Genomic DNA, 20,537 nt, shown 5'->3' on the forward strand with positions numbered 1-20,537 from the left:
CGAACATTGTGACCCGCAAAGTCCATTCCTTTTGGGGCGTTAACAATTCGTTAACAATCTATTAGGAAGTCATTAACAGCTATTGGTAAGGATAACTTCTTATTTTGTTGGTCGGTATTTTTGTTTACCTTATGCGATAAACAAAAAAAGTGCTGTTAATAACTACCGATGTAATATTTTAGTACAGCGATTAATGACCTTTACCAAGAACATATGAAAGTAAGCAAAACGAAGAGATGGGCGATAGCCTTATTGGGTCTGGGCATGCTCCAGACAACGATTGGGCTATTCGCGCAGCAAAAGGAAAGTGCCAAGCGCAGCAGTCTGCCGGCGCAAGCAGTCCATCAACAAGCACTAGATCCCGTAGATTATGTAAACACGTTGATGGGAACAGATTCCAAAGTTTCCTTGTCTAACGGTAATACCTATCCGGCCGTAGGTCTTCCATGGGGAATGAACATGTGGACACCGCAGACGGGAAAGATGGGCGACGGCTGGCAGTATACTTACGGTTCGGATAAAATCCGCGGCATCAAACAGACGCATCAACCATCACCTTGGATGAACGACTACGGGCAGTTTTCGCTCATGCCGATATCAGGAAAGGCAGTCTTCGACCAAGAAAAGCGAGCGAGTTGGTTTTCCCACAAGTCGGAAGTGGCAACACCATATTACTATGGTGTGTACCTAGCCGATTACCACGTGATGGCGGAAGTCACGCCAACCGAGCGAGCGTCTTTGTTCCGTTTTACATTTGGTAGCAAAGACAGTGCATTTGTTGTTTTTGATGCGTTTGACAGGGGATCAGAGATTCAGGTTATACCCGAGAAGAATATGCTGATCGGCTATTCCAGTCGCTACAGCAGAGGTAAATTACCAAATTTTAAGAACTATTTTATCGTTGTCTTCGACCAGCCCATCGATACCTATCAAATTTTCGACGAAGGCAAACAAGTCGCTGGATCGCAGGTCACTGGTAAGCATGCCGGCGCTGTTATAGGTTTTAAGAACAAGGGCGCGAAACAGGTGGTACAAGCTAGGGTGTCGTCCTCTTTTATTAGCGCCGAACAGGCTGTACTTAATTTACAGGAACTACAGCATGATGGTTTTGAGCAGATCAAAGCTAAGGGCCGTGCAAAGTGGAACGAGGTACTCGGTAAGATCAGCATTGAAGGAGCAACCGATGAGCAATTCCGTACGTTTTATAGCACACTTTACCGAACGGTATTTTTCCCAAACAAGCTTTATGAGATAGACGCGAGCGGGAAGCCTGTGCATTACAGCCCATATACAGGCGAAGTGTTGCCCGGCTATATGTTTGCTGGAACAGGGTTTTGGGATACGTTTAGGGCGCTGTATCCGCTGTTGAACTTGCTATATCCGAGTATCAACAAGGAAATGCAGGAAGGTTTGCTAAATTGCTACAAGGAGGGTGGTTTCCTACCTGAATGGAGCAGCCCGGGATTCGCGGACATCATGGTAGGCAATAATTCTGCTTCGGTGGTGGCAGAGGCCTACCTCAAGGGGGCGCGCGGCTACGATATCGGCACGCTATATGAGGCGCTGCAGCATGGCGCGAACAACGAAGGCCCCATGACGGCAGTAGGTCGTAAAGGTGTAGCCTATTACAATACATTGGGATATGTGCCTTATGATGTAGGGATAAACGAAAATGCAGCGCGCACCTTGGAATATGCCTACGATGACTTTGCAATTTATCGCTTGGCAAAAGCCTTGGGACGGCCCAAAGATGAGGTAAAGCTCTATGCTGATCGTTCGCAGAATTATAAAAAGCTGTTTGATCCAGAAACCAAATTGATGCGAGGCAAAAATAAAGATGGCCAATTTCAGGCACCATTCAATCCTTTGAAATGGGGCGATGCATTCACGGAAGGAAATAGCTGGCACTACTCGTGGTCGGTTTTTCACGATGTGCAGGGCCTGATAGACTTAATGGGGGGAGATAAAGTTTTTGTGCATATGTTGGATTCCGTATTCAGCCAAGCGCCGACTTTCGATGACAGCTATTACGGTGGCGTGATTCATGAAATTCGGGAGATGCAGATCGCCAATATGGGACAATATGCACACGGAAACCAGCCTATACAACATATGATTTACCTGTATAATTATGCAGGTGAGCCGTGGAAGGCTCAATACTGGGCACGGGAGGTACTGAACCGTATGTACAAACCCACACCGGACGGCTATTGTGGCGATGAGGATAATGGTCAGACCTCCGCTTGGTATGTTTTTTCTGCGTTAGGTTTCTATCCGGTGTGTCCGGCGATGGATCAATACGTGATGGGCGCACCCCTTTTCAAAAAAGCGACCTTGCACCTGGAAAATGGAAAAACGTTTACGATAGAAGCTCCGAAGAACTCGGCGCAAAACCTGTATGTTCAGGATGTTAAACTAAATAATAAAAACTTTAGCAAAAACTGGATAGGACACCAAACTATTATGGATGGAGGCAAACTAACGGTCGATATGGATGCCGTGCCAAATAAAAGAAGAGGGGTAGACAAGGATGCTGCGCCATACTCGTTTACTTCTGATCAGGATAAATATTAAAAGACAACCAAGAAAATAAGAAATGAAGAAGATGTTATTTTTTGCGCTATTGGCTGGCACCATAAGTGTCGCAAAAGCGCAGGATGGATGGAGCCGCTTAGACAAGGATGTAAAAGTTGCCGTGGCCGTAGATACGGTAAAAAAGGGTAAATACAGCTTAGTGTATATTGACAAAGCCAAGGGATTTGATCCGGTTGTGAAAGAACGTTTGATCAAAACCTTCTTTACCACCTACCCAAAGTTGGCAAAGAAATATAACAAAGAGGCGATCGCAAAAGTGGTTTTCGTGATGGATCCTGACTATACAGGTATTGCCGCGGCCGGGGGAGGCGTAATTCGCTTTAATCCAGAATGGTTTAAAAAGAATCCCGGTGATATCGATATCGTGACGCACGAAGGGATGCATTTGGTGCAGGCTTACCCGGGCAACTCGGGACCGGGATGGATCACAGAAGGTATTGCGGACTATGTGCGCTTTGTGGATGGCGTGGACAATGCCGGTGCCAACTGGAAGTTACCTGATTTGAAGCCTGAGCATCACTATGAAAATGCCTATAGGATTACGGCGCGCTTCTTCTACTGGTTGGAAACCAAGGTGAAGAAAGGAACGATGGTCAAATTGGATAAGGCGATGCGTGAACGTCAGTATAAGGACTCATTTTGGGAGGAGCAGACTGGAAAATCCCTAGATGCCCTGTGGCAAAGCTATGTAGCTAACCCTGCTATTTAAGAAAAATTTAATTAAGTTCGTAAATAGGAAGACCGAATGGGAAGCTAAAACTTTCCATTTGGTCTTCTTTCGTAAAGTTACGCTATGATAAAACTGAAAAATTTAGTACTGCTCTTTTTGCCGCTTACAGCCGCGGCGCAAACACCGAAATTGGTGAAATATGTTTCGCCGATTATCGGCACGGCGAAGATGGGCCACACGTTTCCGGGGGCTACGGTTCCATTTGGTGCTGTGCAGCTTAGCCCGGATACCGACACGATTCCTTACGCTGTAAACGGCCGGTATAACGGCGAAGTATACCAATACTGCGCGGGCTACCAATATAAGGACCCGACCATTGTAGGCTTTAGCCATACACACTTTAGCGGAACGGGACACTCCGATTTGGGCGATATATCCGTTATGCCCACTGTCGGCGCTGTGCAGCTAAATCCGGGCACGGCAGATAGACCTGAAACGGGATACCGTTCGCGCTTTGATCATGCCCGCGAATCTGCCGAGGCTAATTACTACAAAGTGTTTCTCGATGATCCGAAAGTGTTGGCCGAAATGACCACCTCCAATAGGGTTGGATTTCACCGCTATACCTTTCCGAAAACTGCTGATGCGCATATTATCCTTGATCTCAAGTCGGGCATCTACAACTATGATGAGAAAAATGTATGGACGGTAGTAAGGGTGCTGAACGATACGTTGGTGACCGGCTATATGCAAAGCAACGGCTGGGCACGAACCCGGACTGTCTATTTTGCAATCAGCTTTTCTAAACCGTTTAAGAATTATGGGGCCAAGCAAGATGACAAGAAGCAAGCATACAAAGGTTTTTGGCGGAAGTTTGACCAAACAGATAATTTCCCAGACTTGGCAGGCAGACAATTGAAAATGCATTTCGACTTCGCTACCGAAGATGCCGAGCAGGTGCAGTTGAAGGTGGCTTTGAGTCCTGTAAGCATGCGCAACGCCCTGCAAAATATGGAACAGGAAATTCCTCATTGGGATTTTGAACGGGTAAAACACGAAGGACAACAACTGTGGGAAGCGGAACTGCAAAAGATCAAAGTGGATATGCTTGCCAAAGATGATTATGTGAATTTTTACACGGCAATGTACCATGCGGCCCTTATGCCAACCGTTTATATGGACATCAACGGAGAATATAAAGGTCTTGATCAAGAAGTTCATAAGGCTGATGGATTTGTGAATTATACGTCATTCTCTTTATGGGATACCTTCCGTGCTTTTCATCCGTACATGAACCTGATCAACCCTGCACGAAACGCCGATATGGTGGCCTCCATGATGGCCCACTATAACCAAAGTGCGTTGAAAATGCTTCCTATATGGTCACATTATGCCAATGATAACTGGTGCATGAGCGGCTATCATGCGGTCTCTGTTGTCGCAGATGCGATTATTAAGGGGGTGTATAAGGGAGATGCCAAAGAAGCACTTGCAGCCTGTGTCCAAACCGCTAATGCGAGACGATATGAGGGGATAGGCCCGTACATAGATTTGGGCTATGTTCCCGACGAGTTGTCTGGTACATCCGTTTCCAACACGTTAGAATATGCCTACGATGATTGGTGCATTGCGCAATTGGGAAAACATTTGGGGGAAGAGCGTATCTATCAAACATTCGCTAAGCGTGCCGACAGCTGGAAGAACCTGTTTGACGAGCGTATTGGTTTTATGCGGCCCAAAGATTCGAAAGGTAAATTTAGGACTGATTTTGACTTGCTGGAAACCCATGGACAGGGCTTTATAGAAGGTAATACATGGAATTATAGCTTGTACGTTCCCCACAATCCGGAGGGACTTATGGAGCGCATGGGTGGCAGTAAGCGTCTATCCAGCTATTTGGACTCCCTGTTTACTATGCATCTTCCGGATAAATTCTTTGCGAATACAGAAGACATCACCCGTGAGGGAATTATTGGTAACTATGTGCACGGCAACGAACCAGCCCACCATGTCGTGTACTTACACAATTTGGCAGGGATTCCTTGGAAAGGGCAGGAACGCATTCGCATGATTTTGAAGAATCAATACCACACGGGTCATGACGGCTTGGGCGGTAATGACGATTGCGGGCAGATGAGTGCTTGGTATTTGTTCAGTTCGCTAGGTTTCTATCCGGTTAGCCCCGGAAGCGACGAATACTGGGTTGGTAGCCCTTCCGTGAAGAGAGCGAGTATTACCTTGGCGGACGGAGTGGTTTTCGACATAGAAGCGGTCAATCAATCGGAAAAAAATGTGTATGTGAAAGAGGTTCGCCTAAATGGCCAGCCAATGGACGGGTATCGGATTAAGCACGCCGACATCATTCGGGGTGGGCACTTGAGATTTGTCATGAGCAACAAGCCAAACAAAGGTCATAAATAACAAAAAAACGAGCTGTGTGGCGACACGCAGCTCGTTCATCTGGCCTTTTACACTGGATAGCCCCCCTCTTTTATTTCATATTGACCACCTGGTCGACTACATAGCGGGTATTGCCACGCCAAGGTAGCACACCGTGATATTCTTTGTAGTGCAGATCGAAATATTTTCCACTATTTACTTCTAGCAGATTGAAGATAGAGTCACTTTCTATCGAAAACTCAAATTCGTTGCTCGAAATGCCTGTGCCGACTTTAGCGCTCCCAAATCCCTCCTGAATCAACTTACCTTCATAGGTCTTAAAAAGATTCCCTTTTTTAACGGCGTAATTTAGGTATCCAGACTTCACGCCTTCACCAAAGACAAAATAATACCGGTAATAAATGTATCCACCACCAAGGAGCAATAGCAGGAGCAGGGCCCAACCTAAAATTTTTCGGAATGCGCTAGATTTATTTTTTGCTGTTTTATAAGTTGTTTCCATCTTAACGATAATTTTGTGCAAATAAAGATATCATCTTTTAATGATATTCTGAAATATTTGTATTTAATCCTCCAAGGATGTTGTCTGCTGCAAGTAGGATAGCAGCCGATACGCTATCCGGGCAACTGTTGGCCCGCCCGAAAAGATTCGCATGGATGCGCTCCCTCAACTTTTATATTTAAACCATTTGACAAGCTCTTTGAAACTTGCCTTTTTGCCGTACATGAGAATGCCTGTCCGATAGATTCGTCCCGCCACCCAGGTCGTGCATAAAAATCCAGCGATGAGAATGCACAAAGAAAGAATGATTTGCCAAGTGGGTACACCAAAGGGGACACGAACGAGCATCGCGATGGGCGACGTAAAAGGAATGAAGCTTAGCCAGGTAGCGATGCTGCCATTTGGATCATTGACCAACACGCCGAAAGAAAGGATATAGGTCAATAAGAGGGGCATCGTGATAGGCATCGTAAATTGAGTAGCTTCCGTCTCGCTATCTACCGCTGATCCGACCGCTGCGAACAGTGCACTGTACAGAAAATAGCCACCTATGAAAAATGCAAAAAAGCATAGCAATAGTTCCGTGAAATTTACGGATTGCAGGGCCTGCAAAAAGTCGAGTCCGCCAGCTGCCGGCATAGCGCTTTTATTTTGTGCCATCGCTTCTGATGCTAAATCCTGCTGGTCAAAGATCAAGGTTGTGGCCGCACTGGTCAATGCAAAAGTTAAAACCAGCCAAAGCAAAAATTGGGTCAGACCAACAAGCCCGATACCAATGATCTTTCCCATCATCAGTTGAAACGGCTTGACAGAAGAAATAATCACTTCTACAATGCGGCTGGTTTTTTCTTCGATAATACCGCGCATGACCTGTGCGCCGTACAAAAACAAGGATAGATACACCAGTACAGAGAGGGCCATGGCGATCCCCATTGCTACCTCGGTATGGCTTTCTTTCGCATCGCCATCTTCCGACAGCTCTTTGGCAGCGATACTAACGTTGTCGTTGATCTTTTTTATATTTTCACCATCCAAACCTAGTCTCAGGTATTCCGCGCTACGAACAATCTCTTTTAAATGGTCTTTCACTTCATTTTGCGTCGTGATGTTAGGTTTGCCGGCAGAAAGCAATTCTACCTGTCGCGTCGTGTAGAAATCCTCGGGGATTATCAACAGGTTGGTATTATCCTTTTGCTCTTTAAGCTCTGCGATCTGTTGCTGTAACTCCACATTAGAATTGGTGTAGGTGAGGTTTTTGTTGCTCTTGAGCAAAGGGGCAACGCTACCCTCTTGATCGATGATATGAACAACGGCGTGCGAATCTTCAAAGCTCTTTTTAGTGAGGTAGAACACCCCCACATACATGCCAATGAAAAATAATGGAACGAGAAAAGTGGTCAGTAGAAATGATTTTTTCTTTACGCGGCTGAAATACTCGCGTTGTATTATTAAGGGAATCTTATTCATGGTTTTTTAGGATAAAGTTTGGTTGGCATTTTGCGTGACCTTGTCTATAAATATCTCGTGCATGGAAGGCACGATTTCTCTGACCTGTAGGATGTCTATTTGCGGGATCAGGAACAGCAATAACTCATTCAGCGAAGTACGGTTGTCCGTCCGGATTGTCATTTCCTGCGCATCATGTACGGTAGTCTGTTCGACGACATGGAATAGATCTTCATTATATTGTAGCGCTACCTCTGCTTTGGGCTTATAAGAGATGATGTACGTTTGGTTCTTATAGGAGTGCTTGATATCGTTTACAGATCCGTCGAGAATCTTGTGGGATTTATTGATGAGGGCAATGTAATCACAAAGTTCCTCTACGGATTCCATCCGGTGGGTAGAGTAGATGATGGTTGCGCCTTTTTGGTTGAGTTCTAGGATTTCCCGTTGGATGATCTGCGCATTTACGGGATCGAATCCGGAGAAGGGCTCGTCGAGAATGATGAGATCCGGCTCATGCAATACCGTAGCGACAAATTGTACCTTTTGCTGCATACCTTTACTAAGATCTTCCACCTTTTTATCCCACCACGATTGCATTTCAAGCTTCTCAAACCAAAAGGTGATCTTTCGCATAGCATCACTTTTTCGGAGACCTTTAAGTTGGGCCAGATATAGCATCTGTTCACCGATTTTCATTTTTTTATAGAGTCCACGTTCTTCTGGCAGGTAGCCGATACGCTCGATGTGTTTCGGTTTCAGCGGCTCGCCGTCGAAGAGGATTTCGCCACTGTCGGGGGCTGTAATCTGATTGATAATTCGGATGAGGGAGGTTTTGCCTGCACCATTAGGTCCCAGCAGGCCGAATATGCTTCCTTTTGGAACATGTATCGATACATCGTTTAGGGCGCGGTGATTGCTATATTGTTTGACAATATTCTTAATTTCCAGCATTGGTTGACTAATTTTTTTCTAAAATAAGGCAAAAAAAAACTAAAATAATAGTGCCTTGAAAAAAATCAGTTGTTTTTAGCTTTTGGAATTCTTTACCTTTGCGTATGGTAATAAAATCTGCAGAGTTCGTTTGTAGCAATACAGATGTAAGACAGCTGCCCGCGCCACAGCTACCGGAATATGCTTTTATAGGACGATCGAATGTGGGTAAATCATCGCTAATCAACGCAATGACCCGGAGGAAAGGCTTAGCAAAAACATCGCAAAAGCCGGGGAAGACCCAATTGATCAATCATTTTATCATTAATGAAGAATGGTATCTCGTGGATCTTCCGGGCTATGGCTTTGCGCAGACGTCAAAAAAAAATAGGTCCGAATGGGAGAAGTTTATTCGCGCATACCTAACCAAACGGCTCAATCTGCAGTGTATCTTCGTATTGATCGATAGCCGGCATGAGCCGCAAAAGATCGATGTAGATTTCTGCTGCTGGCTGGGCCAACAGGGTTTACCTTTTCTTTTGGTATTTACGAAAGCAGATAAGCAATCGGCTGTCAAAACTGATCAGAATGTAGCGAAGTTTAGAAAAGTGCTATTGAAATGGTTTGAGGTAGTGCCGCAGCATTTTATCACATCTTCCGAACAAAAGTTAGGCACTGACGAGATTCTAACCACTATTGACGAGGTGAACGCAAATTTTGAAGCGCCAGAAACAACCGATAAATAATGAAGAAGTATATGTCGCTCGTGCTTTTCGCACACAGTATCTTTGCCCTTCCTTTCGCGATTATTGGATTTTTCTTGGCGTTGCAGACAACAGCAAATACCTTTGATTGGCGAAAGCTTGGTTTGATGTTGCTGTGCATGGTGACAGCGAGAAACGCAGCGATGGCGTTTAATCGTTTTTTAGATCGCGATATCGACGCGAAAAACCCGCGCACCGCTGGTCGTGATATTCCGGCAGGAAAGATAAGTGCCGGTCAGGCGTTGACGTTCACGATAGTCAATTGCGTATTGTTTATGGCTGCCACTTACTTTATCAATAGTCTGTGCTTCTATTTATCTCCTGTCGCACTGTTTGTGGTTTTATTTTACAGCTATACCAAACGCATCACGCCACTTTGCCATGTAGTGCTGGGAGTAGGGCTTGGATTGGCACCGGTGGGCGCGTATTTAGTCGTCACCAACGCGTTTCACATTATACCGATATTTTTTGGTTTGGCCGTGATGTGTTGGTCCAGTGGCTTTGACATTATTTATGCATTGCAAGATGAAGAATTTGATAGGCAGCAGGGCCTAAATTCTATCCCCGCTTTTTTTGGCGGTGCCAAGGCACTACGGATTTCAGAATGTTTACACGTTTTGTCTTTTATTTTCGTATTCTTGCCGGTATTATATATGGAGGTAAGTTGGTTTTATTATGTCGGCTTGCTATTTTATGGCCTGCTGCTTATTTATCAACATTATATAGTAAGCCCATCGGACCTTCGGCGCGTAAACCGCGCGTTTATGACAACGAATGGCATAGCCTCGGTTATTTTTGCAGGATTTTATCTGTTAGATATTCTGTTCTTGTTATAACTGAAGGGGCACATTGATGGAGTAAATGACAAATTTTATTGTCATTCCATTTGAATTACCTTTATTTGCAAAAATCAATCATTTATAGATGGCAAAAAATTTATTGATAGTAGAGTCGCCAGCGAAGGCCAAAACGATAGAAGGATATTTAGGGAAGGATTTTTTAGTAAAGTCTAGTTACGGGCATATCCGGGATTTGGTAAAGACGGATGACGCTATTGATACCGATGATAATTTTAAACAAAAATATGAGGTTCCATCGGATAAGAAGTCGGTAGTCAGTGAGTTAAAGAAGTTAGCTAAAGAAGCAGAAATGGTATGGCTTGCGTCCGATGAGGACCGCGAGGGGGAAGCTATTTCTTGGCATCTATACGAAACCTTGGCGTTAAAAGACGATAAAACCAAGCGTATCGTGTTTCATGAAATTACCAAGCCAGCCATATTAAGTGCGATCGAGAAACCGAGGAAAATAGATTTCAACCTGGTAAACGCGCAGCAAGCCCGGCGGGTTTTGGACCGTTTAGTGGGATTTGAACTGTCACCAGTTCTATGGAAAAAAGTAAAACCCTCGTTATCTGCAGGGCGTGTACAATCAGTGGCTGTGCGATTGATTGTGGAGCGCGAGCGCGAAATCAATAGGTTTGAAGCAGATGCGTCTTATAAAATAGTCGCCCAATTTACGACAGGAATAGGTCGTGAACAATTTAAAGCAGAACTTCCGCAGCGATTTGAGGATAAAGCGGATGCCGCGCAGTTTTTGAACGACTGTATAAGAGCTTCTTTTAAGGTTTCTTCCCTAGAGAAGAAGCCCGCGAAGCGATCTCCATCGGCGCCTTTTACAACGTCGACACTACAGCAGGAGGCCAGCAGAAAGCTTGGCTTTTCGGTGGCGCGCACGATGCAGGTTGCGCAACGGCTATACGAGGCGGGACGAATCACCTATATGCGTACGGATTCGGTGAACTTGAGTGATACGGCTATCCAAGCAGCCGAGCAGGAAATTGTGCATGCCTACGGTGAAAAATACCATAAACTTCGTCGATATAAAACGAAAGCAGCCGGTGCGCAAGAGGCCCACGAAGCCATTCGGCCAACCTATTTTTCCGAACATAGTATCGAGGGGGATAATGCCGAACGCCGGCTATACGAGCTTATTTGGAAACGTGCTATTGCTTCCCAGATGAGCGAAGCAGAATTCGAGAAAACGACTGCAAAGATCGATGTATCTACCCGAACCGAGGACTTGGTAGCCACTGGTGAGGTGATGAAATTCGATGGATTTCTAAAGGTATACATGGAATCGAACGATGATGATGCTGAAAATTCCACGGATGAGCGGGAGGGAGACAATGCGCTGTTGCCGCCATTAGACGGTGGACAAATGCTCACGCTGAAAACAATGAGTGCTACCGAGCGATTCTCTCGTCCACCGGCGAGATATACGGAAGCTTCCCTTGTTAAAAAGTTGGAAGAATTGGGAATAGGACGTCCATCCACCTATGCACCCACAATCTCGACCATACAAAACCGCGGCTACGTGCTGAAGGAGGATCGGGATGGGAGGGAGCGCCACTATACCGTCTTGACAATCAGTGAGGAACAGGTGCTGGAACAGATCAAGACAGAAACCACCGGTGCTGAGCGTTCCAAGATGTTTCCTACAGATATCGGTGTATTGGTCAACGACTTTTTGGTGGAACATTTCAACGATATCATCGATTATCATTTTACCGCTAAAGTAGAGAAAGAGTTTGATGAAATCGCACAAGGCGATAAGGATTGGACGGCGATGCTGAAGGATTTTTATGGCCCCTTTCATGACGGTATCCAAGACACCTTGGAAAATGCAGATCGTGCGAGCCATGAGCGCGAGCTTGGCGTAGATCCATCCACTGGAAAGCCTGTTACGGTGCGCGTAGGCCGTTTTGGCCCCTTGGTGCAGATCGGCTCGGCCGATGATGACGAAAAACCTCGGTTTGCTTCCTTGAGAAAGGGACAGATGATCGAGACCATCACTTTTGAGGACGCGATGGATCTTTTTAAATTACCAAAAAAAGTAGGGGAGTTTGAAGAGAAGGAAATGACTGTTGCTATTGGTCGTTTTGGTCCTTATATCCGCCATGCTAGTGCTTTTTATTCGCTTCCAAAAGGTATGGACCCGATGGAAGTGTCGCAAGATGAAGCCATACAGATTATCAAGGACAAGCGTCAGAAGGATATTGAGAAGGTAATCCGCGTGTTTGAAGAAAATCCAGAGGCACAGATCGAGAATGGCCGTTGGGGGCCGTTTATTCGCTTGGGCAAGCAGAATGTGAAAATTCCGAAGGGAACGGATGTAGATAAGATCAGCTACGAGGATGTACTGAAATGGGCCGATGCGGATCCGAAAGGAAAGGCAGCGGCTGCTAAGAAAGCTGGAACGAAGACAGCAACCAAAAAAACGACTGCAAAAAAGGGGGGCGCGAAGAAAGCAACTACGACGTCTAAAACAAAGAAGTAAGCTATGAAGAAGGATTTACCTGAAAACATCGTTGAGGATATATCTATTGCCGTGGTTTTGGAACGGGAGTCTCCCTCCGAGAAGGTCTGGAACGTGTACTTGGTGAATGAAAAGCAAGATCCACTGGCGAACGTCCTCATATCTTCCAAAGGTTACGGCCAAAAAGACGGGCGGGATGTAAAGACCACAGTGCTAAGGCATTTTATTGGCGATGTTGCGGCGATGTCTACGGTGAAGGTGGAGGCAATAGATACCCAGGTTTTCGGCCTCACCAACGAGTATTGGTTAAGCTATTACATCGACAATACCATTTACGATAAGAAGTATATCTTTTTGCCTGAAAGTATCGTCGACGAACATTTAATGAAGATACCCTTGGTCAATAAACCTGGTATTTTGATAGGAGGCACGCGCTGATGTCCAGGAAAAATTTCATCATTGCTATAGATGGTTTTTCTTCTTGTGGAAAGAGCACCGTCGCGAAAGCTTTAGCGAAACATTTAAATTTTGTATTTATCGATAGCGGGGCAATGTACCGCGCGGTGACGTTATACTTTATCCGGAATCAGGTTGATTGCGAGAATGCAGAAGCCGTATCCAAGGCTTTAGAAAACATCCATATTGATTTTGTTCCCAATGCCGAGAAAACACAGATTTTACTCAACGACGAAGATGTCTCGGAAGAGATTCGAATGATGCACGTGTCAGATTTGGTGAGTGAGGTCAGTGCGATCAAAGCTGTTCGGCATGCGATGGTAACCCAACAGCAGAAACTAGGTCAACGGCGTAATATCGTAATGGATGGTCGTGATATAGGAACAACGGTTTTCCCCGATGCAGACCTTAAGATTTTTATGACAGCAAACCCAAGCGTGCGTGCGGAACGTAGATTTGCAGAGCTGACGGCCAAAGGGGAGCAGGTAAGCATGGAAGATGTTGTGGAAAATCTCTCGCACCGTGACCATATTGACAGCACGCGCGAGGAAAGCCCCTTACGGCAAGCTAAAGATGCATTTGTGCTCGACAACTCGGACTTAGACCAACATGAACAGCTACGTATTGTGTTGGAGCAATATGCGGACAAAAAAAAGATCGATAATTAATCGATCTTTTTTTGTCCGCATCAGAACGTTTTGTAAGATAGGCTATCGAGCTTGCTGCTCATCGAAATACTTTCTGATATTCATTTCGTCCGCTGTTATCTGTTCCCGCATGGCTTCCAACGATTCGAACCATTGATCGTGACGGATAAACTGCAAAAATTTGACCCTTAATGTCTTTGTGTAAATATCATCCTTAAAATCCAACAGATTGATTTCAATTTTCCGATTCATGCCATCAACGGTAGGCCGTGTGCCAATGTAGGCCATCCCTTTGACTATCCGCTCTGGCGCCGGATCGATGTATTCGCCGGTTTGTATGAAAGGAACATTTGGATATATTTCAGCCTCCACGGCGTAGATTCCGTAAGCTGGTATCAGTTTATGCGATTCGTGCACATTCAGGTTGGCGGTTGGGAAGCCTATTTCGCGGCCGATCTGATCACCGCGTACCACGGTGCCTGTCAACTCAAAAGGATAGCCGAGGTATTTGTTGGCCGTTTCAATATCCCCTTTAATCAATGATTCGCGAACTCTGGTCGATGATACCGCTACATCTTCAATATCCTGTTCGGGAATCTGCTCTACAGCATAGTCGTAGATTTCGGCAAAATACTTCAAATCTTTGATGGATCCAGCGCGATCTTTGCCAAAATGATGGTCATAGCCGATCACTATTTGTTTGGTTCCCAACTTCCCAACGAGTACATTGCTGATATATTCTTCTGGAGACTGGTTGGAGAAATCTCGTGTGAATGGCGTAATGATCAGATGATCGATACCCGATAGCGCCAATCGATGAGATTTCTCTTCGATATCATTAATCAATCGTAAATTGTCATCATTCGGATTGATTATCAATCGGGGATGTGGAAAAAAGGTCAATAGAACGGTCTCGCCACCCATTTCACTTGCACACTCCTTGAGTTTCGATAGGATCTTCTGATGACCTATATGTACGCCATCAAATGTGCCGATTGTCACGACAGCATTGGATAAGGTTTCGAACTCATCTAGGCTTCTATATATCTTCATTCCTTCTTGATGATTGTTTATTCTTGATTAGTGGGTTTTTGTAATTTAATCTTTTCGACCAAATCTTGCAAATTCCAAGCGTCTTTTACATCAAAATTACCGCTTTTGGTTCTTCGTAATTGGCTGAGGTGAGCACCGATGCCTAATGCTTTTCCAAAATCGTGGGCAATGGACCGGATGTAGGTACCCTTGGAGCACACAATCCGGAAGTGGACTTCCGGAAGCTCAATTTTCTTAATGATGAATTCTGTGATATAGACCTGTCTTTCTTTCAGGGCTACCTCTTCTCCACGCCGCGCTTTTTCATACAGGCGTTCGCCATTGACTTTGATGGCCGAGTGTGCAGGGGGCAATTGCGTAATATTGCCGATGAACTGTTTGGTGGCATCCAAGATGGTTTGATCATTCAATTGGCTGTAGTCCGATGCTTTATCGATCGGCGTTTCTAGATCATAGGAAGGTGTAGAACCTGCGAGATTGATGATCCCGGTATATTCTTTATCCTCCGCTTGAAATGAATCAATCCGCTTGGTAAATTTTCCTGTGCAAATAATGAGTAAACCAGTTGCTAAGGGATCTAAGGTACCGGCATGTCCGACCTTTATCTTCAGCGGCTTCATGCTGTTCCGTAGTTTTCCGACAACATCAAAGCTCGTCCACGTCAGCGGCTTATCGATCAACAAAACTTCACCTTCTGCAAATCGGAAGGCAGAAAGTTTTGATTCTTCACTATTCGTCATTTATATAATTTGCAGGCTATGCCCGCTCCATATTAACACTATAATCACTACTCCTACAACGATCCTATACCAGCCAAAAGCTTTGAACCCATATTTTGTCAGTATATTGATGAAGGTTTTTATGGCAATGATAGCCACGACAAAACCTACCACATTCCCGATAATAAGGAGGTTGACTTCATCACTGGAGAATGTATGTCCTTCTTTCAAAAATTTGTACAACTTCACGATCGATGCGCCTAACATCATGGGAATGGCCAAAAAGAATGAGAATTCCGCTGCGGCTTTCCTAGTCAGATTTTGCGTCATCGCCCCGACGATGGTACTGGCTGAACGTGATGTGCCTGGGATAAGGGCCAAACATTGGTACAAACCGATAATGAACGACTGCTTGTATGTGATATTATCCGAATTATCCACCGTTGGCTTGTTGAACCATTTATCCACAAATAGTAAGACTAGCCCACCAAGCACCAGCATAATCGCGACCATCAGCGGACTTTCCAGCAGCGAATCGATAAAGTCGCTCAACAATAGGCCCAAAACCGATGCAGGAATACCTGCAACGACAAGTTTGTAGTAAAAGTCAAGCGACTTGAAAAAGCGCTTAAAATAGAGCACCAAGACAGATAGGATCGTACCTAACTGTATAACAATGGTAAAAAGCTTGACAAAAGCGGAAGGCTCCATGCCCATCAGCGCCGTTCCAATAATCATGTGGCCGGTCGATGATACCGGCAGAAACTCCGTTAACCCTTCGATAATGGCTAAAATAATAGCTTGGAAATAAGTCATTAGTCTCGGGCGTTTCTGCTTTTCGGTTTATACAATATGGAAACAAAGCCCAATGCAAAGCCTAAAACAACAACAAGAGGAGCCAACGTGATCTTCGTGAAACTATAGATATCCTCTGTGCCCATCATTAATATAAAACCGATAAAAACGACGATAATGCTTGCTATCAGCAATTGATAGTTTACCTTTTGAAATGCAAAGCCAGCTTTGGCATCGTTGTTAGGAAAGGTACGCTGAGATTTTTTTTCAGACATGTGGTGCTATGATTTAACGGTATAAACTATGTGATTTTGCTTTGAGGTATTTGGTGACGGCAAAATACGTGCTAAAGCCCGATATCAAAATGCCAAGCGCCACTACAATAAGAAATATCGCGCCGAATTCATACCAATTGCGCAGGAAGATGAGATCAGGAATCTGTTTTTGTGCAAATTGCAAGTTAAAAATAAGTAATAAAATCGCAATTAATGCGCCCAACAAACCATGGAAGATACCATAAAATAGGTAAGGCTTGCGAATGAAATTTTTAGTGGCACCGATAAGCTGCATACTTTTGATCAAGAAACGTTGCGAGTAGATCGCCAATCGGATCGTGTTGTTAATCAGTGCCACGGCAATGATAAGCAGTACGACCGTGAAGGCAAGAACGACCATGCCGATTATACGGATATTTTTGTTGACCATATCGATCAAGGACTCTTGAAACACGACTTCTTTCACCCGACTGTTTTTCGATGCCTTTTGGATAAACGTTTGTATGCTATCGGTATTGGCGTATTGCTCTTTTAGGTAAACATCAATAGATGGCAACAATGGGTTATGTCCCAAATATTCCACAAAATCTTCCCCCAGATCTTCCTTCAGATTTTTAGCTGCAAGCTCTTTACTGATATATTCGGTGCGTAACACATATGGATCTTTTTCAATGTCTTTTTGCATCGCCAGGACATCGCCTTCATTCACATTGTCGTTGACAATAATGTTCAACACAATATTTTCCTTTACATATTTGGAAAGGTTTTTAGCATGTACCAGTATCAAACCCAGTAATCCAGTCATTAGCAGTACCAATGCAATGCTAATAACCGTAGAGACGTAAACTGACTTCGTTTTCTTTCTTGATGAACCTTCTTCGTGAGTCGACATATACTGTTTTTAATGTATTTTGATGCGAAAGTAACTAATTATGCGCATTTAAGGAATATTTTCATGTAATATCTTGCACACGCAGGGGGCTAACTCCGCTACTAATTTAACCGACAATATCCGAAATTTATTGTTTAATATGAAACTTTTAGGTCTATTCTGCGGTAAAATAGCTATTTTCGCATCTATTTGAGAAAAAGTATACGAGGTCAAAATGGAATATAATCATCAATCTTTAGAGAAGAAATGGCAGCAGTTTTGGGCGAAGCATGGCACGTTTAAACCAGTGCCATCTACCGAAAAACCCAAGTATTATGTATTGGATATGTTTCCTTATCCTTCGGGAGCTGGGTTGCATGTAGGGCATCCGCTCGGTTATATTGCTTCTGACATTTTTTCTAGGTTTAAGCGATTGAAGGGATTCAATGTCTTGCACCCGATGGGCTATGATTCCTTTGGATTACCGGCAGAGCAGTATGCCATCCAGACAGGGCAGCATCCTGCCGTGACGACGGAAGTAAACATTAATCGCTATCGGGAGCAGCTGGATAATATTGGGTTCTCCTACGACTGGTCACGTGAAGTTCGTACCTCAGACGCAAGCTATTATAAGTGGACACAGTGGATTTTCATGCGGCTTTTTGATGCTTGGTATAACAAGGAGTCCGACAGGGCGGAGCCTTTGGCGTCCTTGGTGCAGCATTTTGAAACACATGGATCAAAGGGGATACAAGCTGCGTCTGATGACGATACGTCGACTTTCACCGCTTCGGAATGGAGTCGCTTCAGCGAAGAAGAGCAGCAAAAAGAATTGTTAAAATACAGACTGGCTTATCTTCGGGAAAGTACGGTAAATTGGTGTGCTGCGCTAGGTACAGTACTGGCCAATGACGAAGTGATCAATGGCGTATCCGAGCGTGGAGGATATCCAGTTGAGCAAAAGAAAATGATGCAATGGTCTATGCGCATTACGGCCTATGCAGACCGTCTGCTCCGTGGGTTGGAGACTATAGACTGGCCGGAACCGTTAGTAGAAATGCAGCGCAATTGGATCGGTAAATCGGTTGGTGCATCCGTTAAATTTCCTGTGCCGCAGATTGACAACGAAATAGAAGTTTTCACGACTCGGGTAGATACGATCTTTGGGGTGTCATTCATTGTGTTAGCACCAGAACATGAGTTGGTCGATGCTTTAACTACGGATGGCCAACGGTCTGCTATTGAATCCTATAAGGATAGGACTTCGAAAAAATCGGAATTGGATCGTATGGCAGATACCAAAACTGTTTCCGGTGCGTTTACGGGAGCTTTCGCGAAGCATCCGTTGACTGGAGAAGATGTACAGATTTGGATTGCCGATTATGTGCTTGCGGGTTACGGTACCGGCGCAGTGATGGCAGTTCCTTCGGGCGATCAACGTGATTATCTTTTTGCTAAACATTTCGAGTTGCCGATCATTCCGATTTCGGATTCCCAAAATATTGAAGAAGCTGCCGATCCCAATAAGGATGGGCGCTACATCAATTCAGATATTGTTAATGGTATGACATATCAAGAAGCGGTGCCAGTCTTGATCAATCGCTTGGTAGAATTAAAGTTGGGTAAGGCAAAGGTGAATTTCCGTATGCGCGATGCTATCTTTGGACGGCAGCGTTATTGGGGCGAACCCGTTCCGGTTTATTTTAAAAATGGATTGCCTTATTTATTAAAAGAAGAGGAATTGCCACTATTGCTGCCTGAGGTTGACAAATACTTACCTACGGAAACGGGCGAACCTCCGTTAGGAAGGGCAGAAAATTGGAAGTATCAAGATCAGTATGAATACGAACTAAGCACGATGCCCGGATGGGCAGGTTCGTCGTGGTATTGGTTCCGGTATATGGATCCGCATAACGAGCGTTCATTCGTGTCCAAAGAAGCGGTAGACTACTGGAAAGCTGTGGATCTATATATTGGTGGTTCTGAGCACGCAACAGGTCATTTGTTGTACGCCCGTTTTTGGAACAAGGTGCTGAAAGATCTGGGCTTTCATAACGAGGAGGAGCCGTTCAAAAAGTTGATCAATCAAGGGATGGTCCAAGGTCGTTCTAACTTTGTATACCGGGTATTGGATGAGGAAGGAAAAGGAACCAATTCCTTTGTGTCTTATGGGTTAAAAGATCAGTATAGGACAGTCCCGCTCCATGTAGACGTCAATATCGTGCATAACGATGTGTTGGATACAGAGAGATTCAAAGCCTTCCGTCCGGATTTTGCAAACGCTGTTTTTATTTTGGAGAACGGTAAGTATGTGTGTGGAACAGAAGTGGAGAAGATGTCGAAGTCTAAATTTAATGTGGTCAATCCAGATGATATCATTTCGACATACGGGGCGGATACCTTGCGTCTTTACGAGATGTTTTTGGGACCATTGGAGCAGTCTAAGCCTTGGAATACCAATGGTATAGAAGGTGTATATAAATTCTTGCGTAAAGTATGGCGTTTATTCCATGACACGGAAGGAACCTTTGCCGTGTCGGACGAAGAACCTACCAAAGCGGAATACAAGGCTTTGCACAAGATTATTAAGAAAGTGGAAGAAGACATCGAGCGCTTTTCATTCAACACTTCAGTATCTGCCTTTATGATCTGTGTCAATGAATTGACCGATCTGAAATGCAATAAGCGCGCTATTTTGCAAGATCTCATCATTGTGCTCCAGCCTTATGCGCCGCATATTACAGAAGAGCTGTGGTGTTTGTTGGGTAATGAGGCTGGCACACTTTCCTATGCGGCCTATCCACGATTTGAAGCAGCCTATTTGGTTGAGTCGGAATTTGCCTATCCGGTTTCTATTAACGGTAAGATGAAGTTTAATCTGCCGCTTGCACTAGACCTCGATGCAAAGGCCGTGGAAGAAATTGTCCTTGCACATGCAGATGTGCAGCGGTTTTTAGAGGGTAAAGCGGTCAAGAAGATTATTTTTGTAAAAGGGAAGATCATCAACGTTGTAGTGTAGATCCGCGGTACATGCTGCGATACAGGATAGAGAAATAAGGTGAGCTACAGAGATGTCGCTCACCTTTTATTTGCTGA

At 44.6% G+C, this 20,537-nt stretch carries 17 protein-coding genes; 9 read left to right on the forward strand and 8 right to left on the reverse strand.

What is annotated here, in order from left to right; translation table 11 throughout:
• Positions 1 to 213 precede the first annotated feature (213 nt).
• The 3 genes from IE165_RS08780 to IE165_RS08790 all read left to right on the forward strand — a co-directional run bounded on the left by IE165_RS08780 (position 214) and on the right by IE165_RS08790 (position 5,686).
• Positions 214 to 2,574, forward strand: coding sequence for a GH92 family glycosyl hydrolase (locus IE165_RS08780; RefSeq protein WP_229826477.1), 2,361 nt, complete (start codon positions 214 to 216; stop codon positions 2,572 to 2,574).
• Positions 2,575 to 2,596: 22 nt separating this feature from the next.
• On the forward strand, positions 2,597 to 3,304 hold the full coding sequence (locus IE165_RS08785; protein WP_189626245.1) for a basic secretory protein-like protein: 708 nt from the start codon (positions 2,597 to 2,599) through the stop codon (positions 3,302 to 3,304).
• An 84-nt stretch (positions 3,305 to 3,388) separates the two neighbouring features.
• Positions 3,389 to 5,686, forward strand: a complete 2,298-nt coding sequence (locus IE165_RS08790; RefSeq protein ID WP_189626246.1) for a GH92 family glycosyl hydrolase — start codon at positions 3,389 to 3,391, stop codon at positions 5,684 to 5,686.
• 70 nt (positions 5,687 to 5,756) lie between these two features.
• Here the strand turns inward: IE165_RS08790 and IE165_RS08795 are convergent, their stop codons facing one another.
• The 3 genes from IE165_RS08795 to IE165_RS08805 all read right to left on the reverse strand — a co-directional run bounded on the left by IE165_RS08795 (position 5,757) and on the right by IE165_RS08805 (position 8,567).
• Entirely contained in the window at positions 5,757 to 6,167 is a 411-nt protein-coding gene (locus IE165_RS08795; protein ID WP_189626247.1) for a hypothetical protein, read from the reverse strand.
• Positions 6,168 to 6,332: 165 nt separating this feature from the next.
• Entirely contained in the window at positions 6,333 to 7,634 is a 1,302-nt protein-coding gene (locus IE165_RS08800) for an ABC transporter permease (RefSeq protein ID WP_189626248.1), read from the reverse strand.
• Between the two features lie 6 nt (positions 7,635 to 7,640).
• Positions 7,641 to 8,567, reverse strand: a complete 927-nt coding sequence (locus IE165_RS08805; RefSeq protein ID WP_189626249.1) for an ABC transporter ATP-binding protein — start codon at positions 8,565 to 8,567, stop codon at positions 7,641 to 7,643.
• A 104-nt stretch (positions 8,568 to 8,671) separates the two neighbouring features.
• Between IE165_RS08805 and yihA the strand changes: the two genes are divergently transcribed.
• The 5 genes from yihA to cmk all read left to right on the forward strand — a co-directional run bounded on the left by yihA (position 8,672) and on the right by cmk (position 13,749).
• The gene (gene yihA / locus IE165_RS08810) at positions 8,672 to 9,292 is read left to right on the forward strand and encodes a ribosome biogenesis GTP-binding protein YihA/YsxC (RefSeq protein WP_189626250.1); all 621 of its coding nucleotides are present in this window, start codon (positions 8,672 to 8,674) and stop codon (positions 9,290 to 9,292) included.
• The gene (locus tag IE165_RS08815) at positions 9,292 to 10,146 is read left to right on the forward strand and encodes a 4-hydroxybenzoate octaprenyltransferase (RefSeq protein WP_189626251.1); all 855 of its coding nucleotides are present in this window, start codon (positions 9,292 to 9,294) and stop codon (positions 10,144 to 10,146) included. Before yihA ends, IE165_RS08815 begins: the two co-directional genes overlap by 1 nt.
• 88 nt (positions 10,147 to 10,234) lie before the next feature.
• Positions 10,235 to 12,646, forward strand: coding sequence for a type I DNA topoisomerase (topA, locus tag IE165_RS08820; protein WP_189626252.1), 2,412 nt, complete (start codon positions 10,235 to 10,237; stop codon positions 12,644 to 12,646).
• A gap of 3 nt (positions 12,647 to 12,649) precedes the next feature.
• The gene (locus tag IE165_RS08825; RefSeq protein WP_189626253.1) at positions 12,650 to 13,063 is read left to right on the forward strand and encodes a hypothetical protein; all 414 of its coding nucleotides are present in this window, start codon (positions 12,650 to 12,652) and stop codon (positions 13,061 to 13,063) included.
• Entirely contained in the window at positions 13,063 to 13,749 is a 687-nt protein-coding gene (cmk, locus tag IE165_RS08830; RefSeq protein WP_189626254.1) for a (d)CMP kinase, read from the forward strand. The genes IE165_RS08825 and cmk overlap by 1 nt, the downstream gene beginning before the upstream one ends.
• Positions 13,750 to 13,791: 42 nt before the next feature.
• Here cmk and IE165_RS08835 read toward each other — a convergent pair whose 3' ends face one another.
• Genes IE165_RS08835 through IE165_RS08855 form a run of 5 tightly spaced genes read right to left on the reverse strand, consistent with a single transcriptional unit; the run spans position 13,792 to position 17,462 of the window.
• A complete protein-coding gene (locus IE165_RS08835) occupies positions 13,792 to 14,781 on the reverse strand; it encodes a bifunctional riboflavin kinase/FAD synthetase (RefSeq protein WP_189626255.1) in 990 nt (329 codons plus the stop codon).
• A 17-nt stretch (positions 14,782 to 14,798) separates the two neighbouring features.
• On the reverse strand, positions 14,799 to 15,521 hold the full coding sequence (gene truB, locus IE165_RS08840; protein WP_189626256.1) for a tRNA pseudouridine(55) synthase TruB: 723 nt from the start codon (positions 15,519 to 15,521) through the stop codon (positions 14,799 to 14,801).
• Entirely contained in the window at positions 15,522 to 16,316 is a 795-nt protein-coding gene (locus IE165_RS08845; protein WP_189626257.1) for an undecaprenyl-diphosphate phosphatase, read from the reverse strand. It abuts the gene before it with no gap.
• A complete protein-coding gene (locus IE165_RS08850; protein ID WP_189626258.1) occupies positions 16,316 to 16,570 on the reverse strand; it encodes a DUF3098 domain-containing protein in 255 nt (84 codons plus the stop codon). Before IE165_RS08850 ends, IE165_RS08845 begins: the two co-directional genes overlap by 1 nt.
• Positions 16,571 to 16,583: 13 nt before the next feature.
• Positions 16,584 to 17,462, reverse strand: a complete 879-nt coding sequence (locus tag IE165_RS08855; RefSeq protein WP_189626259.1) for a cell division protein FtsX — start codon at positions 17,460 to 17,462, stop codon at positions 16,584 to 16,586.
• 214 nt (positions 17,463 to 17,676) lie between these two features.
• On the opposite strand from IE165_RS08855, the gene leuS reads away from it, so the two are divergent.
• Positions 17,677 to 20,460 carry a leucine--tRNA ligase gene (gene leuS / locus IE165_RS08860; RefSeq protein WP_189626260.1) on the forward strand — a complete coding sequence of 928 codons (2,784 nt, stop codon included), beginning with the start codon at positions 17,677 to 17,679 and terminating at the stop codon, positions 20,458 to 20,460.
• Positions 20,461 to 20,537: the final 77 nt, after the last annotated feature.

The sequence above is a fragment of the Sphingobacterium griseoflavum genome (assembly GCF_014653155.1).
Lineage (GTDB): Bacteria > Bacteroidota > Bacteroidia > Sphingobacteriales > Sphingobacteriaceae > Sphingobacterium > Sphingobacterium griseoflavum.

Coding starts and splice junctions, on each gene's coding strand:
- IE165_RS08780 (WP_229826477.1), top strand. CDS start 214: ATGAAAGTAAGCAAAACGAAGAGATGGGCGATAGCCTTATTGGGTCTG.
- IE165_RS08785 (WP_189626245.1), top strand. CDS start 2,597: ATGAAGAAGATGTTATTTTTTGCGCTATTGGCTGGCACCATAAGTGTC.
- IE165_RS08790 (WP_189626246.1), top strand. CDS start 3,389: ATGATAAAACTGAAAAATTTAGTACTGCTCTTTTTGCCGCTTACAGCC.
- IE165_RS08795 (WP_189626247.1), bottom strand. CDS start 6,167: ATGGAAACAACTTATAAAACAGCAAAAAATAAATCTAGCGCATTCCGA.
- IE165_RS08800 (WP_189626248.1), bottom strand. CDS start 7,634: ATGAATAAGATTCCCTTAATAATACAACGCGAGTATTTCAGCCGCGTA.
- IE165_RS08805 (WP_189626249.1), bottom strand. CDS start 8,567: ATGCTGGAAATTAAGAATATTGTCAAACAATATAGCAATCACCGCGCC.
- yihA (WP_189626250.1), top strand. CDS start 8,672: ATGGTAATAAAATCTGCAGAGTTCGTTTGTAGCAATACAGATGTAAGA.
- IE165_RS08815 (WP_189626251.1), top strand. CDS start 9,292: ATGAAGAAGTATATGTCGCTCGTGCTTTTCGCACACAGTATCTTTGCC.
- topA (WP_189626252.1), top strand. CDS start 10,235: ATGGCAAAAAATTTATTGATAGTAGAGTCGCCAGCGAAGGCCAAAACG.
- IE165_RS08825 (WP_189626253.1), top strand. CDS start 12,650: ATGAAGAAGGATTTACCTGAAAACATCGTTGAGGATATATCTATTGCC.
- cmk (WP_189626254.1), top strand. CDS start 13,063: ATGTCCAGGAAAAATTTCATCATTGCTATAGATGGTTTTTCTTCTTGT.
- IE165_RS08835 (WP_189626255.1), bottom strand. CDS start 14,781: ATGAAGATATATAGAAGCCTAGATGAGTTCGAAACCTTATCCAATGCT.
- truB (WP_189626256.1), bottom strand. CDS start 15,521: ATGACGAATAGTGAAGAATCAAAACTTTCTGCCTTCCGATTTGCAGAA.
- IE165_RS08845 (WP_189626257.1), bottom strand. CDS start 16,316: ATGACTTATTTCCAAGCTATTATTTTAGCCATTATCGAAGGGTTAACG.
- IE165_RS08850 (WP_189626258.1), bottom strand. CDS start 16,570: ATGTCTGAAAAAAAATCTCAGCGTACCTTTCCTAACAACGATGCCAAA.
- IE165_RS08855 (WP_189626259.1), bottom strand. CDS start 17,462: ATGTCGACTCACGAAGAAGGTTCATCAAGAAAGAAAACGAAGTCAGTT.
- leuS (WP_189626260.1), top strand. CDS start 17,677: ATGGAATATAATCATCAATCTTTAGAGAAGAAATGGCAGCAGTTTTGG.